The organism is Pseudomonas sp. URIL14HWK12:I12, from assembly GCF_003097135.1.
Taxonomy (GTDB): domain Bacteria; phylum Pseudomonadota; class Gammaproteobacteria; order Pseudomonadales; family Pseudomonadaceae; genus Aquipseudomonas.
The window spans coordinates 148640-164765 of record NZ_QEQL01000001.1 but is presented as its reverse complement, the minus strand read 5'-3'; the positions used below and the strand labels follow the sequence as shown (position 1 = coordinate 164765).

16 protein-coding genes are annotated in these 16126 nt (G+C 60.4%); 6 read left to right on the top strand and 10 right to left on the bottom strand.

The genetic code is table 11. The features are described from left to right. Window positions 1–93: 93 nt before the first annotated feature. Both F474_RS00710 and F474_RS00705 read right to left on the bottom strand, forming a co-directional pair. Entirely contained in the window at window positions 94–1254 is a 1161-nt protein-coding gene (locus tag F474_RS00710; protein ID WP_165830245.1) for a DUF2235 domain-containing protein, read from the bottom strand. A gap of 107 nt (window positions 1255–1361) precedes the next feature. Beyond that, complete coding sequence (locus F474_RS00705) at window positions 1362–3158, bottom strand: thiamine pyrophosphate-requiring protein (RefSeq protein ID WP_097086458.1); 1797 nt, start codon at window positions 3156–3158, stop codon at window positions 1362–1364. Between the two features lie 158 nt (window positions 3159–3316). Here F474_RS00705 and F474_RS22590 point away from each other — a divergent pair, with 158 nt between their 5' ends. Continuing rightward, window positions 3317–3487: a hypothetical protein gene (locus F474_RS22590; protein ID WP_165830244.1), complete on the top strand. Its 171-nt coding sequence runs from the start codon at window positions 3317–3319 to the stop codon at window positions 3485–3487. A 167-nt stretch (window positions 3488–3654) separates the two neighbouring features. On the opposite strand, the gene F474_RS00700 is transcribed toward F474_RS22590, so the two are convergent. From F474_RS00700 to F474_RS00690, 3 genes are all read right to left on the bottom strand, one after another. After that, entirely contained in the window at window positions 3655–4074 is a 420-nt protein-coding gene (locus tag F474_RS00700; RefSeq protein ID WP_097086456.1) for a response regulator, read from the bottom strand. Between the two features lie 130 nt (window positions 4075–4204). Continuing rightward, a complete protein-coding gene (locus F474_RS00695) occupies window positions 4205–6157 on the bottom strand; it encodes an ATP-binding protein (protein ID WP_097086454.1) in 1953 nt (650 codons plus the stop codon). 147 nt (window positions 6158–6304) lie between these two features. Next, window positions 6305–6820 (bottom strand): GAF domain-containing protein, encoded by a 516-nt coding sequence (locus tag F474_RS00690; RefSeq protein WP_256577792.1) that lies wholly within the window; start codon window positions 6818–6820, stop codon window positions 6305–6307. Window positions 6821–7325: 505 nt separating this feature from the next. Between F474_RS00690 and F474_RS00685 the strand changes: the two genes are divergently transcribed. Continuing rightward, a complete protein-coding gene (locus tag F474_RS00685) occupies window positions 7326–8924 on the top strand; it encodes a hybrid sensor histidine kinase/response regulator (RefSeq protein WP_097086451.1) in 1599 nt (532 codons plus the stop codon). Continuing rightward, window positions 8921–9250 (top strand): hypothetical protein, encoded by a 330-nt coding sequence (locus F474_RS00680; RefSeq protein WP_097086449.1) that lies wholly within the window; start codon window positions 8921–8923, stop codon window positions 9248–9250. Before F474_RS00685 ends, F474_RS00680 begins: the two co-directional genes overlap by 4 nt. Window positions 9251–9256: 6 nt before the next feature. Here F474_RS00680 and umuC read toward each other — a convergent pair whose 3' ends face one another. Continuing rightward, window positions 9257–10534, bottom strand: coding sequence for a translesion error-prone DNA polymerase V subunit UmuC (gene umuC / locus F474_RS00675; protein ID WP_097086447.1), 1278 nt, complete (start codon window positions 10532–10534; stop codon window positions 9257–9259). Then, entirely contained in the window at window positions 10518–10949 is a 432-nt protein-coding gene (locus F474_RS00670) for a LexA family transcriptional regulator (RefSeq protein WP_097086444.1), read from the bottom strand. The genes umuC and F474_RS00670 overlap by 17 nt, the downstream gene beginning before the upstream one ends. A gap of 93 nt (window positions 10950–11042) precedes the next feature. Between F474_RS00670 and F474_RS00665 the strand changes: the two genes are divergently transcribed. Continuing rightward, window positions 11043–11708, top strand: a complete 666-nt coding sequence (locus F474_RS00665; protein ID WP_097086442.1) for an SOS response-associated peptidase — start codon at window positions 11043–11045, stop codon at window positions 11706–11708. A 4-nt stretch (window positions 11709–11712) separates the two neighbouring features. Here F474_RS00665 and F474_RS00660 read toward each other — a convergent pair whose 3' ends face one another. Next, window positions 11713–12177, bottom strand: coding sequence for a response regulator (locus F474_RS00660; protein ID WP_165830243.1), 465 nt, complete (start codon window positions 12175–12177; stop codon window positions 11713–11715). A 146-nt stretch (window positions 12178–12323) separates the two neighbouring features. Between F474_RS00660 and F474_RS00655 the strand changes: the two genes are divergently transcribed. Continuing rightward, a complete protein-coding gene (locus tag F474_RS00655) occupies window positions 12324–12605 on the top strand; it encodes a hypothetical protein (RefSeq protein ID WP_097086438.1) in 282 nt (93 codons plus the stop codon). Window positions 12606–12696: 91 nt separating this feature from the next. On the opposite strand, the gene F474_RS00650 is transcribed toward F474_RS00655, so the two are convergent. Further along, window positions 12697–13875 carry a cellulase family glycosylhydrolase gene (locus F474_RS00650; RefSeq protein WP_097086881.1) on the bottom strand — a complete coding sequence of 393 codons (1179 nt, stop codon included), beginning with the start codon at window positions 13873–13875 and terminating at the stop codon, window positions 12697–12699. Window positions 13876–14179: 304 nt separating this feature from the next. After that, window positions 14180–14566 (bottom strand): response regulator, encoded by a 387-nt coding sequence (locus F474_RS00645; RefSeq protein WP_165830242.1) that lies wholly within the window; start codon window positions 14564–14566, stop codon window positions 14180–14182. Between the two features lie 263 nt (window positions 14567–14829). On the opposite strand from F474_RS00645, the gene F474_RS00640 reads away from it, so the two are divergent. Then, window positions 14830–16125, top strand: a complete 1296-nt coding sequence (locus tag F474_RS00640) for an MFS transporter (protein ID WP_097086434.1) — start codon at window positions 14830–14832, stop codon at window positions 16123–16125. Window position 16126 lies beyond the last annotated feature (1 nt).

Below are 16126 nucleotides of genomic sequence, written 5' to 3'. Positions count from 1 at the left end.
GGCCCTTAGTTGGCGGAGCGCGATTGTGCCGGCCTATCGCCGATATCTCAATGCCGTGCAGCACCCATAGAGATCACCTGCCTCAGCCCCGGGCTAGACCGAGCCCTCGACGACCGGCTTGCCGTCGTGTGCCCACAGACAACTCTGGACTGCGGCAGGGTCAAGCTGAAGTGCCTGGGCCCAACGCTGCAGGTTGACCGGGCGATACCCTGGATCCTCGCGCCAACGGCGAAACACCGAGGCATCGATGGTTTCGTTGATCGCCGCGGTTGACTGCGTCGGCGTTTCCAAGGGCGCAGCGCCGATCGGCCGGTACCACCGGCGGCCCAGGGTCAGCAACCGGTACAGCCCACCACCCATTTGTGCATAGGAGTCCTCGACCTTGGCCTTGACTTCATCGCCGTCGAGTATCACCTGGTCATTGAACACCAGCTCGTGGTCAGCCGCTTTTCGAAGCAGCCACTGCAGCGGCGGTTGGGCCAACAGGTCATTGGGGTAGCCGCCGCCAACGTTGGCGTGCGCGCCCACGAACCAGCGCTGCTCGACGCGTTCCAAAGGCCGCGGCGGGTAGTTGTCTGCGTATTTTTCGGTCACTTTCGTCCACAAGGTCGGGGCGAAGGCTCGCCGCTGCTCGTCGACGGCCAGGGCATGGAACCCGTGGGTTTCATTGATACGCAGGTCGGTTTCCAGAAAGGCAAAGTCGGCACTGCTAACCCGCGGCAACCAAGGCAGCGGTATGCCAACTGCGCCAACGGTATCCCACACGCCCTGAAACCAGATCGGAATAGCGCGTGAATAGCGCTTGAGCCAAAGGTCGCCCTGGCTCAGCCCCTCCTCGGGCAGGTTTGCCAAGGCACGGATCGAATGTTCAGCCTTGCCCTTGCGGTAACGGTCGAAGATCTGGGTAAGCGAAATCGGCGACCCAGGCTTGAGCAACCCGCAAATGGAGATGAAGCCGGCCAGGCTCCGCGCGGTGAAGGCCCCACGGCTGAAGCCGAAAATGTAGATCCGAGCATCGGCTTCATAGTTGTCGACCAACCATTCGTAGGCCTTGAGCACTTCCCGGTCGATACCGATGCCGAACAGGCCACCCAAGAGGCGTTCGCCTACTTGGGTACCCACGCCCTTGCTGTAATAGCAGCGCTGTTCGGGGGAGTCATTGCACAGCGCTTTCGCGCGGTACACGTTGGTGTTGTCATAGACAGTGTTCCAGGTACCGTCCAGGAACAAAGCGAGGCGTTTGACGTTGGGCACAGACCGGCTCCTTGGCGTAAGTGGACGCCGCATCCTGATCGGTGCCCGTCGTTAGTAGCCTTACGCCATGTGCCGGTTACGTCAACTCAACCTCCCTGTTCTGGCAGTCATTGGCCCTTTGGGTCACCCGGCAGCACGCTGCCGAAGAGCTGTTTAGCGGCCTGTTTGATGATGCCAGCTTCGTCGGGGTCGCCCTTGAGCAGAGCACTGGCCATCTTTTTTGCCTGCTCGAAGGTGATGTGCGGTGGCAGTGGCGGCACATTGGGGTCGGTTTTGAACTCCAGCAGTACCGGCACCTCGCTTGCCAGCGCCTGGGCCCAGGCGTCGGCCACGTCTTGCTCGCGCTCGACGTAGATGCCTTTCAAGCCAATGGAAATAGCGAACAAGTGATAGGGCACGTCGGGGATGTCCTGCGAGGCCGAGAACTTCGGGTCACCCTCCATCACTCGCTGCTCCCAAGTCACCTGGTTGAGGTCCTGGTTGTTGAACACTGCGCAAATCCAACGGCCATTGCCCCACTGTTTCCAGTACTTGGCGACGGTGATCAACTCGGCCAGGTTGTTCATCTGCATTGCGCCATCGCCTACCAGCGCGATCACAGGCCGCTCCGGGTGGGCGAACTTGGCAGCGATGGCATACGGCACCGCTGCGCCCATCGAGGCCAGGCCACCTGAGAGCGAACACATCATGCCTTCACGGATTTTCAGGTCGCGGGCATACCAGTTGGCGCAAGAGCCTGAGTCGCTGGTGATGATAGACGCGTCCGGCAATTGCGCCGACAGCTCATGCACCACCCGCTGGGGGTTGATCGGCTCGGCACTGGCCAGTGCACGCCGCTCCAGCTTGCGCTCCCAGTCGCCACGCCAGCGCTCGACTTTTTGCTGCCATTTGCGGTGAGGGCGGGCCTCAAGCAGCGGCAGCAAGGCGTTCAGGGTGTCGGCCGAGTCGCCTACCAGGTTCACCTCCATTGGGTAGCGCAGGCCCAGCATGTTCGGGCTCAGATCGATCTGCACCCCCCGGGCCTGGCCCTCCTTGGGCAGAAATTCGGCATAAGGGAAACCCGAGCCTATCATCAGCAGGGTGTCGCACTCGTTCATCAACTGGTAGCTCGCCTCGGTGCCCAGCAGCCCGATGCTGCCTGTGACCCAGGGCAATGCATCAGGCAACACGGCTTTGCCCAGCAACGCCTTGGCCACCCCTGCGCCTAGCCGCTCAGCAACCGCCCTCACCTGCTCGCCCGCCCCCAACGCACCGGCGCCCACCAGGATCGCGACGCGCTCGCCGGCGTTGAGCACTTCGGCAGCCCGGGCCAGGTCCTGCTCATAAGGCACGACCTTCGGCCGGGTGAAGCCCACACCCGAATGCAGCGTCCCATGGGCCCGGGCAGGTTCCTCGTAGGGCAGCTCCTGCAAGTCATTGGGCAGGATCAGCGCAGTGACCCGGCGCTCACCGAGCGCGGTGCGCACGGCGCGGTCCACCAGATGGCGCACCTGCGACGGCGCATTGGCCTGCTGCACATAAGCACCGGCAACATCCTTGAACATCGACAGCAGGTCGAGCTCCTGCTGGTAGTGCCCGCCCATGGCGGTGCGCGCCTGCTGGCCGGCGATGGCGAGCACCGGCATGTGGTCCATGCGCGCGTCATACAGCCCGGTCAGCAGGTGCGAGGCCCCGGGCCCGGAGGTGGCGATGCACACGCCCAGCTCGCCGGTGAACTTCGCGTGTGCGCTGGCCATGAACGCTGCCATTTCTTCGTGGCGGCATTGCACGAATTCGATTTTCCCCGGAGCACGGCGCATGGCGCCGAATACGCCATTGATGCCGTCGCCTGGGTAGCCAAAGATGCGCGTTACACCCCACTGGCTGAGTCGGTCGATAAGAAAGTCGCCTACGGTCTGGCTCATGGTCGGGCTCGCTCTAGGGCAATGGATTCGCCAATTACGACCCGGCAGGTCACAGCAGTGTTCAGAAAGATTGCCCACTACCGTTGGTCAGCCCAAGGGAGCGGCGCCTTCCTGCTGGGCTCGACTGCACACATTCACACCATCTGAGGGACAACCCCATGACTACCCTTCGCACGCTAACCCTGGCGGCCCTGCTGGCCGCTCCCCTGGCCGGCTGCTTCGACAGCTCCAGTAGCGACAAGAACAAAGCCAATTCCAACGGCAATGACACCGGGGCCTCTATCCAGATGAAGCCAGCTCAAGAGCAGAAGCCTCAGGGCCAGCAATAGGCAGGGTGTCGATTCAGAGGGGCGGGCGCGCGGTAGCGGCGCGCTCGCTTACCCAGTAGCGCTACGCAAAGGTCTGCCATTGCGGCGTCGACCCTCACTTAACAGGCCATTGGGCCTGCCAATTAGCAGTAGTAGCGATTCGGGCAGTTGAAGGTGGCCGGTGAACATCAGGCCATGGCAGGGCTCGTAAAACCGGCCGCTTGTTCGTCATCGTCGCGCCGCCGCGGTGACAGTAGGGTATGCACCCGCGCCTCGAACGCTTCAAGCGACCACGGCTTGGACAACACATTGGCCGACGGCGGCAAATCGATGGTGTCTACCATGAAGCCGCTGCATACCAGCAATGGCGTGCGCCGGCAGGCCTGCTCCACATCCCAGGCCAGGTCGCAGCCATCCGAATGGCCGGGTGTGCGGACATCGGTGACCACCAGCCCCCATTTTTCCGGCGCGCTGCAAAACAGTTGGCGCCCTTGGTCAGCGGTGGCGGCCAAGGTTACACGCAGGTTCATTTCCTGGAGCAGGTCGACCATCAACTCCCCCAGTACCGGCTCGTCTTCCACTAACAGCACCCTGACTGTGTAATCCATTTCGCTTGCCCTCTACCCTGTAGCAAGAAGAACGGAAAAGCCGGTCATAGGTTCGCGACAAGGGACGAACCGCCCATTTTGTATAGCTATTTCAGCCATTGCTGTACAACAGCCCCCTTGGTACACCTCTTCAGGGCCTGGGCAGCTGCGGATGGGCAACCGTTGCCCGGTGAGGGATCAATGCATTCAGGCGCTCCGTCAGCGCCTCAATAGCAAACGGTTTGGTCAGCACCTGCGTGCGCGTATCCAGCATGCCTTGCTGGATCACGGCGTTTTCCGCATAGCCTGTTATGAACAACACGGGCAATTCAGTGCGCAGTTGCCGGGCAGTGGCTGCCAAGTGGGCGCCGTTGACCTCGCCTGGCAGCCCTACGTCGGTCATCATCAGGTCGAGGGGCGCGTCCGATTCCAGGATCGTCAGTGCCGTGGCCGCATCTCCGGCCTGCAGCACCACCACCCCATGGGCCTCCAGCGCTTCGGCAACCACCATCCGAATCGCGGGCTCGTCGTCGACCACCAGTAAGGTTGCCCCTGCCAGATGCGGCATAGAGTTCGCAGGCACCTTGGCTTCGCACTGGGGCCCTGCCGGGCAGCGCGGCAGGTAAAGCGTCAGAGTCGAACCTTTGCCGAGTTCGGAACGTGCGCGTATTTGCCCACCTGACTGGCGAACGAAACCGTACACCATCGACAGCCCTAGGCCCGTACCGGCCCCGGCCGGCTTGGTGGTGAAAAACGGGTCGAATATCCGCTGGATCGTCTGGGCCGACATCCCCGTACCGGTATCGCTGACCGAAACGCTGACGTACTCGCCTGGGGCGATGTCGGCCTGGTGCCCCGCTGCTTCGTCGAGACGAGCGTTAGCAGTTTCGATGACCAGTTGCCCGCCGCTGGGCATGGCGTCTCGCGCGTTGATACACAGGTTGAGCAACGCGTTGTCGAGTTGGTGCGCATCGCACAGGCAGTGCCATAGGTCGTGTGCCTGCCGCACCTGTAGCTGAATATGCGGGCCCAGCGTGCGCGCGATCAACTCCTGCATATCAGCCACTAACGTGTTCACGTTCACCGCCGAGGCCGACAGTGTTTGCCGGCGTGCGTAAGCCAGTAGCCGGTGGGTCAGCGCGGCCGCGCGCTGCACTGCCCCCTGCGCTACGCCCAGATAACGTTCAAGGTCCTGAGTGCGCCCTTGCCTGAGACGCATGAGCATCAGTTCCTGGCTACCGCTCACGGCGGTCAGAAGATTGTTGAAGTCATGGGCGATGCCGCCGGTCAACTGCCCGACCGCCTCCATTTTCTGGCTTTGTCGCAGTTGCTGTTCCGCGGCATCCAGCGCCGCCTGATGGCGTTTGACTTCGGTGACATCGCGCACGCAGGCGTAAAACAGCGCATTGCTGGCTACGATGTGCCACGACAACCAGCACGGCTGGCCCAGGCGAGTGGCTGACTGGGTTTCAAAGCGCACTGTTTCCTCGCCTTTGCCTACTTCACTTAGCCGCTGCTGCAGCTGGGCGGGGGAAATCACCTGCTCGAAATGGCCAGCGAGCAGCTCTGCTTCGCTCCATCCCAGCGCGTGTTGCCAGGCCGGGTTCACGCCCAGCAGCCGGCCGCTGGCATCCAGCACACCCAGCATGTCAGGAGAAATTAGCCAAATGGAGTCTCGTTCTTCAGTGCGGTGCTCTACCTGGCGTGCCAGATCTCCGCCGGTCTGAAATAGCCGCTCCAAATTGCGCCGGAATAACGCGCATACCACGGCCATCAAGCCGCTGACGCAGGCGAAAGACAGGTTATTGATGACCTGTTGCTGCGTGAATTCGAAGGAATAGGCAATTCCCACAAAGAAATATTCGGCGGCTGCGGTCGCTACCAATGTCGAGACAAGCGCCGGCCCCACGCCGAACCAGAACCCATTCATCATTAAAAACGGGATGAAAAACAGGTAGGGCAGCATGTAATGGGGCAATTGCGACCTTATCAGCGTGCACACCCCTACCATCGCAAGCGCTAATACGTACCGCCACGGCCTGGGAATAGGCTGAGCCAGCAGCTTGAGCAACAATTTCAGTTGAGGCGAGGTCACGAACTGCACAACTTCTCCGTGGCGCCTGAACAGCGCCGAAGGCCGCGAGCCAAATCAATGAAGCTCATGCGCCATCTGAAGGTAATAGCGCAGGCCAGTTCCGCTTCCCGGAAAAATTAGCGCCCTTGCGCAAACCCCACCGCTGGAATAACTAAGTTATTGAGCGAGTGCCGCTTCAGCGCCCACCCCTTCCTTGTGCCAACTGAAAATACGGCCAATCAGGTTGCAGAATATCTGCAGCGCCTCGAGCGTCTCTGTGGATTGATCCAACTGAGCGCTTGGGTCGAGCACGCACAGTGCGCCGAACAACTCATTGGAGTTCACGAAAATCGGTACCGAGATGCAGCTGTCGAAGCCATAGCGTTGGGCGGCGATATTAGAACGATAACGCTCGTCCCGGCTTATGGAGGGGACGTAAAGGGTTTTGCGCTCCTCGATCATGTTGCTGCACATCGACTGCTCGAGCGGAAAGCTTTCGCCGGTGCGGATCCCAAGGCTGATCTGGTCATTCACGCTGCAGGCCACCCAGTCGTCATCGGCAAACTTGGCGATGGCCGCGAATCTCATGCCTGTCAGCCGGACCACCAATCGTAGGATTTCAGTGGTTGCTTCGATCTCCGCGATTGCGTTGCGTTCTTCCCTGGAGATTAGATTATCTTGCTCGATTCCCACGTGCTTACGCCTCAGTAGCCGGTGCCGCGCGTAATGCTGCGTGGCGTTGACCGAAGCTAATATCACGGCGCCATGGGCAAGGCAAACAGATTGCGTTGTAACCCCTAATCAAGGTGTGCGCAACGTTCGGTTCAAAGCACAGCCGCCCTCTCACCTACCCAGGTGCCGTTCGGCCTGCGGCCGGCAGCAATGAAGTGCCGGCCACGCCCTTTCCATCAGCTCGAGCCTGGTGGGATGCCGCCTTTGTTGAAGTCCTTGAGCCGTTCGCGTTCTTGCTCGGTGGAGTGTGCGGGCGTCTCGTCCTTTGCAGGTTGCTGTTGGTTTTCCGCCATGATGTTTCTCCTCAGTGACTTAAGGTTTGGGCAGTGCCCGGCACGCTGAGGTTCCAAACCGAGTGGCCTTGGATTTTCCTCGCTGGAACGCGGTATTGCGCTGCCCCCCCTATAAAACGTTTTCGCTTCAGGCGAATCACATAGGCATCCCGTATTTGCTTGGAGAGCGCTCAGTGAGCGAAAAAGTCCGTGTCGACAACACCGTCGGCGCCAATATCACACAGCCCCACAAGGATATTTTCTTCGCTGCCGTAGAGACCACGCGCATGCCGATGATTGTGACCGACCCGAGCAGGCCGGATAACCCAATCATTTTCGCCAACCACGCTTTTCTAGAAATGACCGGCTACAGCGCCGATGAGATCTTCGGGCATAACTGCCGCTTTCTGCAGGGCCCGGAGACGGATCGTGAGGTGGTTGCCACGGTGCGAGAAGCGATAGCCAACAAACGGGATATCGCCACCGAGATCCTCAACTATAGAAAAGACGGCTCGACCTTCTGGAATGCGCTGTTCATCTCGCCCATTCTCAACGACAACGGCGACTTGATCTATTTCTTCGCCTCGCAACTGGACGTGAGCCGCCGCCGCGACGCTGAAGATGCTTTGCGCCAAGCCCAGAAAATGGAAGCCTTGGGCCAGCTGACCGGGGGTATTGCCCACGACTTCAACAATCTGCTGCAGGTGATGGGCGGCTACCTAGGGCTGATCACCTCCACCCTGAACAAGGGTTCGCCCGATGTACAACGCATCCGGCGCAGTGTCGACCACGCTCAATCGGCAGTGGACCGCGCCAGCACGCTGACCAAACAGCTCCTGGCCTTCGCGAGAAAGCAAAAGCTGCAAGGCCGTGTGCTGAACCTCAACCAGATGGTGGCCAATATCGAGCCGATGATAGAGCGCACCTTCGGCCCCGACGTATCGATCGACTACGACCTTGAGCCGGTACTCAAAAACTGCAGGATTGACCCAACCCAGGCAGAAGTGGCCTTGCTGAATATCCTGATCAACAGCCGCGACGCGTTGATAGGCCGGGATGATCCGCGAATCTTCATTGAAACCCGCAATATCGCTGTGAAGGACCTTGCCAGCGGCAACTATGACGGCCTGCTGCCGGGTAACTACGTCAGCATCGCCATCACCGACAACGGCATTGGCATGCCGGCCGCCATTCGCGATCGGGTGATGGACCCCTTCTTCACTACCAAGGACGAAGGAAAGGGTTCGGGCCTGGGGCTCTCGATGGTCTACGGGTTCGCCAAGCAGTCCGGGGGCGCTGCGCGCATCTATACAGAGGAAGGCGTCGGTACCACCTTGCGCCTCTATTTCCCGGTCGACAGCGGCAGCGTCGCCCATCACGAGCCGCAGCGGCTCAGCGAGCAGAAGGCTGGCACCGAGCGCATCCTCATCGTCGAAGACCGCCCGGACGTGGCGGAGCTGGCCAAGATGGTGCTGGAAGACTACGGCTATCTCGCCGACATGGTGCTCAACGCCCGCGAAGCCTTGAAGCGCTTCGAGGGGGGGCATACCTATGACCTGCTCTTTACCGACCTGATCATGCCAGGTGGCATGAACGGTGTAATGCTCGCGCGTGAGGTGCGGCGCCGTTACCCCGCGGTAAAAGTGCTGCTGACCACCGGCTATGCGGAAAACTCGCTGGAGCGCACCGACATTGGTGGCACCGAATTCGATGTGATCTCCAAACCGTGCATGCCTCACGATCTGGCGCGCAAGGTGCGGCAGGTGCTGGACGGCCCTAACGGCGTCGCATGAAACCCGCCTACCCCCACACCCCAGACGGTCGTTATTTCGTGGTCAGGGGCCGGCTTTGGCGCTGTAGCGACCCGTCGTTGGCGGCCGATGTGCGCCAGCAGCTGGTAGGCGACCTGATGGCTGCACGGCGGGCCGTGAAAAGGGCAAAAGATGCCGGTAACGACCAGGCCCTGATCGACGCCCGCCAACAGGTAGATGCCGTAAAGACGGCCTTGGGAGAACGTGGAGCCCCCTGGTGGGATGACGGTGCGCCCGACCTGAACCGGTTTCTGGTGAAGAACACGCCTTACGCGCAGTGGTATCAAAACCTCGCTTTGCCCACCTGATGCCGCTCACCGTACTTTCATGAGCTGATCCAGCCGCGTGGTGTAGCGCTGGCTCATCAGGTCCTGCCGCATCGCCCACCCTGGCGCGTTCGGAAACGCACCGGTGCGCAGCGTGCCCCTACCCCAACGCTCGTTGATGGCATCGAGCACGCCCATCACCTTCTGCGCAGCCGCTGGCTGCGCAGCAGTGAACAGGTCGTCGCTGTATTCCCCGCGCTGGCACAGCTCAAGCAGCATCACCTCGGCCTTGCTGTAGCGATACCCCGGGCGAAATAGCCGCTCTACCGCTGCGCAGGCGGCCTGGGTCAGCAACCGGGTATCGTCGGTAGGGTACGGAAGCTCCACGATCTGCGCGGTGGCGTAAGTCGCCTCGCCGGTGTTGTACATGCCGGTACGAATCCCGACCCGCAGCTTCTTGCACAGCGAACGCTGGCCGCGCAATTTCTCGGCGGCACGGAAGGTGTAGCTGGCCACTGCCTCGCGGATCGGCGCCAGGTCGCTCAGGCGATCACCGAACATGCGGCTGCAGCAGATCTCGCGGCGGGGCAGCTCGATATCCTCCAATGCAAGGCATGAGGTGCCGGCAAGCTCTCGAATGGTTTTTTCCAACACTACGCTGAAGCGCTCGCCAAGAGCCCGCGCGTCGGCATGGGCCAGATCCCAGGCGGTGCGAATGCCCAGCGGTTCGAGGTGGGCCTTCATCCGCCGGCCGATGCCCCACACTTCACCCACGTCACAATGGCGCAGCACCCAATCGCGGTAAGCCGGTGCGTGCAGGTCGACCACCCCGCCAGTCTGCTGCTGCCAGACCTTCGCGGCGTAGTTGGCGAGCTTGGCCAGTGTTTTGGTTGGGCCGATGCCGACCCCCACCGGCAAGCCGGTGTCGCGCTTGACCTGTGTGCGTATGGTGCGCCCCAGCCGCTCGAGGTTGCCGCCCAGGCCGCGGAGGTCGGCGAAAGCCTCATCGATGCTGTAAACCTCCAGCCGGGGCACCAGGCCTTCGATGATGGCCATCACCCGCTCGCTCATCTGGCCGTAAAGCGCGTAGTTCGAGGAGAACGCAAGGATACCGTGGCGGCGCAGGACATCGCGTACCTGGAAATACGGCTGCCCCATCTTCACATGGGGTTTGGCGCAGGCCGAGCGCGCAATTACGCAGCCATCATTGTTGCTCAGTACCACGATGGGCGTGCGTGACAGGTCTGGCCGGAACACTCGCTCGCAGCTGGCATAGAAGCTGTTGCAGTCGATCAGTGCAAAGGCCGCATCACCCGTGCCGGTCATGGTCGCGCACGCTGAAAGTGACTACACCCCAGATTTGCAGCTCGTCCCCGTCGAGAATATAGCGAGGCGGAAACCTTCGGTTTTCGGACATCAATGCCACCTCCCCGGCCTGACGATGCAGCCGTTTGCACAGGGGCTCGCCATTGACTGCGGCGATCACGATCTGACCATGGGCCGGTTCGATCGCGCGGTCGACGATCAGCAGGTCACCGTCGTGAATGCCAGCGCCGATCATGCTGTCGCCTTCAATACGCACCAGGTAGATGCTAGGTGCACGCAGGCGAAACAGCTCGTCCAGGGAGATGGCCTGATCAAGGTGGTCTGTGGCCGGGGAAGGAAAACCCGCGGGCACGCGGAACGAATAGACGGGCAGGCGTAATGCGCCGCACCGCACTGGGCCGAAGGTAGTGATCATGAGAAGAAACTGCGCTACTGTGTATGCATACAGTTAAACGTTCGGCTCGCGTGGGGTCAATATGGCAGCACGCAAAAGCGATAGGTGGCTCCCATGTGTGGAAGGTTTGTACAAGATCGCAGCCTGGCGGACTACGTCGACTGGCTGGGCGTGCACGAAGCCAGCAACAGGCCCGGCAACGATGCCCTTGCGCGTTTCAATGTCGCTCCCTCAGCGCCGGTCAGCGTATTCAGCAGCAGCGATGCCGGGCTATTGATTTCGCAGATCCGGTGGGGTTGGCGGCCGCACTGGGCGACGGGGGAGCGGCCGCCGCCGATCAACGCACGGGTCGAAACCGTGGCCACGAACCGCTTTTTCCGCGAGGCCTGGCCACATAGGCTATTGGTGCCGGCCACCGGCTGGTACGAGTGGGTGCAAGATGAGCGCGATCCGAAACGCAAGCAGCCCTACTTCATCAGGCTGCAGTCCGGAGCTCCCATGTTCTTCGCCGCTATCGGAACGCCTGGCGAGGGGTTTGTAATCCTCACAGCCGATTCAGCGGGCGGCCTGGTGGATATTCATGATCGTCGGCCGGTAGTGTTGTGCCCGGAACTCGCTCGTGAATGGGCCAACCCACAGACCACTCAGGTACGCGCCGAGCTAATCGCCGCACACTTGGGCACAGGGCCAGCCGAATTCGAGTGGTATCGGGTGAGCAAGGACGTGGGGAACGTGCGCAATGATGGCCCGCAATTGTTACTGGAGTTACCTGAAGCGTGAGCGGCTACCGCTGTTGGGCTGTCGCCTGTTGCGAAGTAACCTCGGCGAGGCTTCGGCTGGCTGCTGGCGCCAACCGCGCCGGTGCCGCAACCTCGCGCTCGACAGCCTGGGCCAATGCATGAACGACGCGCTCTTCGAACTGGCTTAACGACCAAGGCTTTGCCAGCATTTGGGCCGAAGGCGGCAGGTTGCAGATCTCGGTCATGAAACCGGTGCATACCAGCACAGGAATCTGGGGTTGCCCCCGGTGGACGTCCCACGCCAAGTCGCAGCCGGTCGATCTACCGGGCGTCAGTACGTCTGTGATTACCAGCCCCCACTGGTCAGGAGACTGGGCGAACAGCTCCCGCCCTTGGTCCGCAGTAACCGCCAACGTTACCTTCACGTTGTGATCACTCAGAACCTCCAGCATGAGTTCGCTAAGCAACGACTCATCCTCAACCACCAAAACCTCGACCTGCTCACTCATTTGCAACGACCGGATGTAATGACTCAAGTCATTGACGTTTAGCGAACTGAATGGTTCAACAACTTCCCTCCCCCACCGCAGCAACATCCGCTGAACACCGCGCCGCGCCACACAGTCAATAGAGCATCACTCTAGAGAGCATGGCCATGGAAGACTTGAAATCAGCGTTGTCTACGCTGGACCCGCCCCTCAAGCACAAGATCGCCTACAGCGACCAGACCATGTTGATCGAGCTGTGGGACCCCGAGGCGAATGCTTCGGTCAGCCGTTTGATCGAACCGTGGCAGTATCAGAACCGCGACCTCCTCCACGTTATCGTGCTACATGCGATCAATGAGCTAAAAAGGAAAGGCTCGCGCGCGCAGCTGCAAGTATTGCCCTTGATCAACGGCCGCAAGATGGAGGCGTCGGACTTCACTGCCGATTGATTTCGCGCTGATTGCGTAACGAAAAAAGCCCCTTGAGGGGCACATTGCGTAAAAAATCGAGCGGCTGGCAGGCAGCCGCTCGTCATCATGCTCAGGAAGCCGAATAGTTCCAGTGGCTTAGCCGCTGAGCGAAGTAAGGCATCACCATCGCAACGGTCGAGGCCTGGTCGGAGCGTTCAAGGCTCATCTTCTCGGTTTCCGAACCGGGCCCGGTGATCCACAACGTAGCCGGCACCTTCTCCAACTTGAGGCGCTCCAGCAGGTTCTTCAGCGCCGTGCGCCCAGCGTCGGTGCCTGGCACGCCGACTTCACCGATGTAGGTGGCCATCTTGTGGTCGCTGGCGTACTTGAACATCGGGCTGAAGATGCCGTAGTCCGCGCTGGTGAAGATATCTGCCTTGATCTGCGTGTTGTCGCCTTCATAGGCACCGCTGGAACTATTGTTTACATCGCCATAGCCATGGACCTCCCAGACGATTGCATTGGCCGGGTCGACAATCTGCGCCTGCAGGTCGGCCGAGTAGGTCTCCCAGTTGCGGGCGCTGGCGAACTGAAGCCCGCAAATGAACACCGGCTTGCTGGAGCTGTTGCGCAGGTACTTGAGCACCGTATTCATGGTGTTGATGTACAGCGTTTTCATGCCTGCCTGGGTGATGTAGTCGGTAGCGCCGGTCTGCTCGTTGAAATACGGCTCATTGCCCAGCCCCCAGCCCAGGACCATCGGATCATCGCAGGACTGCACCAGCTTCTGGTGGAAGTTGGCCAAGTGAATGGCCGACCACGCTGCACCGCTGATGCTGTTGCTGTCGTTGATCAGCACCGGCTCCGTGGCCTTCCACCGGTTACCTTGGTTGCCTGCCTCGTTGGCAGGTAGCAGGCGGCCCGTCATCTTGCCGTTGGCAGTCTCGTAACGCATCAAACGCATGTAGTGATGTGGGTCGGGGATGATCTTGGCTTCGCCGTTGGAGTCGGCACGAATCCAACCCAGCAACTCCTTCCACTTGCTGACGAAGGTAGTGTCCAGGCTTGCGCCTTGCCCGGGCAGGCCTTCATTGGTGAGGTTGATCGCCCGTTGGACTTCGAAGGGAAAACGAATCAGGCGCACACCGCGTTGCTTCACCCATAGGGTGATGGTGTCGCGGGTCGGCCAAAAGTAATGAGTGCCGGCCTCGCCCGGCACGATCTGCCGTGCATTGGCATGGGAGCCTAGGTTGATTCCCAGCAGGGGGATGTTGGTCAGGCCGTTGATGCCAGTACTTGAATTAGCCATGGGTGTTACCTCGAAAATGAGTTGAAGGTTGGGTGTTGCGGTTTCCTTGTGCCCATAACGTAAAAAGCCCCGACCGAGGTCGAGGCTTTTCTTGGGCACAAAAAAACCCGGCACGGGGGCCGGGTTATTTGGCCACTCCTGGCTGGATGCAGGAGTGACACGATGGGGAAAATCTCTACCTTTTGATGGCGGTTGTCAAGCGTCGTGTGCGAGGTGGCCGAAAAACCGGCCTTTGCCACCGGCAGTGCCGCCATAGAACACCGCAGCCGGCCGCCGGAAATAGGGTAATCGACCGATCAGCGAATCATCGATCATCCCTTCCTTGCGATGCCTCTTGGCCGGTCAATTCGGTCACTATCAGCTCAAGGTGGCTAATCGTCCAAGGCTTGATCAGCAGCCTGATATTGTCTGCCGCAAGCATGTCGTCATGGTCCAGATAACCGCTGGACACGATTACCGGGCAGTCTGAACGCATGCTTTGGATGTCCCTGACCAGGTCCGAGCCGGTGCTGAGCCCCGGGGTGAAGAAGTCAGTCACCACCAAGGCCCAATGTTGAGGGTCCTTTGAAAATTCCTGCCTGCCTTCATCGGCGGTCTGAACAGCGGTGACCTGCAGGCCCAGCCCGGAAATCACGTCCGTCAGCAACTGCCGGGCGATAAATTCGTCTTCCACTATCAGGGCATTATTCACGAGACGCTCTCGACTTCTCAAAGCTGTGTCACGTCGGACCGGTGATGTGAAGGCCGGTTCCCGCTGGGTCAACGGTTAGCTTCTCAAAGGTTGAAAGCTTCCTGCGAAGGTGTCATTTGCACAGGGCGAGCAGTGGAAAGCAACCACTGATCGGTTTCACGCATCAATCCATGCGAAACAAACGTTTATCCGATTCGAAAATCTGCTTGAGAATCTCTAGTTACAAGCGCTTACAAACAATCTAAAAATCGCTGGAGATAACAATGCACGGGCAAAGCCTAGCTCCCAAGCAGAAATCCAAGGCCGGAATGGTGTTCCGGGTCACCTCTGGTAACTTTCTGGAACAGTTCGACTTCTTCCTGTTCGGCTTCTATGCCGCCCAGATCGCTGCCGCGTTCTTCCCTTCTACCAACGAATTCGCCTCGCTGATGATGACCTTCGCTGTCTTCGGCGCGGGCTTTCTGATGCGCCCGCTGGGGGCGATCATCCTGGGTGCGTACATCGACGACGTCGGCCGGCGCAAGGGGCTGATCGTTACCCTGGCGATCATGGCCAGCGGTACCCTTCTCATCGTGCTGGTGCCGGGATACTCGAGCATCGGCCTATGGGCGCCGGCACTGGTATTGCTGGGGCGGCTGCTGCAGGGCTTTTCGGCGGGCGCCGAGATGGGCGGTGTGTCGGTTTACCTGGCTGAAATGGCTACGCCGGGCCGCAAGGGCTTCTTCGCAAGCTGGCAGTCGGCAAGCCAACAGGTGGCGATCGTCGTTGCAGCGGCCCTGGGCTACGGGTTGAACAGCTGGCTGGCGCCTGCCGAACTGATGCAATGGGGTTGGAGAGTTCCCTTTGCCGTCGGTTGCCTGATCATTCCGTTCATTTTTCTTCTGCGCCGCAGCCTGCAGGAAACCGAGGAATTTTCGACGCGCAAGCAACGCCCTACCATGAAAGCGGTGTTCGCCACGCTGTACAGCAACGCTGCGATCGTGATCTTGGGCATGCTGATGGTAGCGATGACTACTACCGCCTTTTACATGATCACTGTTTATGCCCCTACTTTCGGTAAAACGGTATTGCAGCTCAGTACCGGCGATGCATTGATCGTCACGCTGCTGGTGGGTGTCTCCAACTTTTTCTGGTTGCCGATTGGCGGTGCGTTGAGCGACCGCGTAGGCCGCAAGCCACTGCTGGCCGCCATGTCGTTGCTGACGCTGATCACTGCCTATCCGGCGCTGTCGTTCCTGGCCCAGGCGCCGAGTTTCGCCCACATGCTCGAAGTGCTGCTGTGGTTCTCGTTCCTGTACGGCATCTACAACGGAGCGATGATTCCGGCGCTCACGGAAATCATGCCGGTTGAAGTGCGAGTCGCCGGCTTCTCCCTGGCCTACAGCCTTGCCACGGCGATATTCGGTGGCTTTACGCCTGCGGTCTCTACCTGGCTAATTCACGTATCGGCCGACAAGGCTGCTCCGGCGTACTGGATGATGTTCGCTGCCCTCTGCGCCTTCACCGCAACGCTTGTGCTCTACCGCCGCCTGGCGACCCGTACCCCCGTCGCTGCATAAC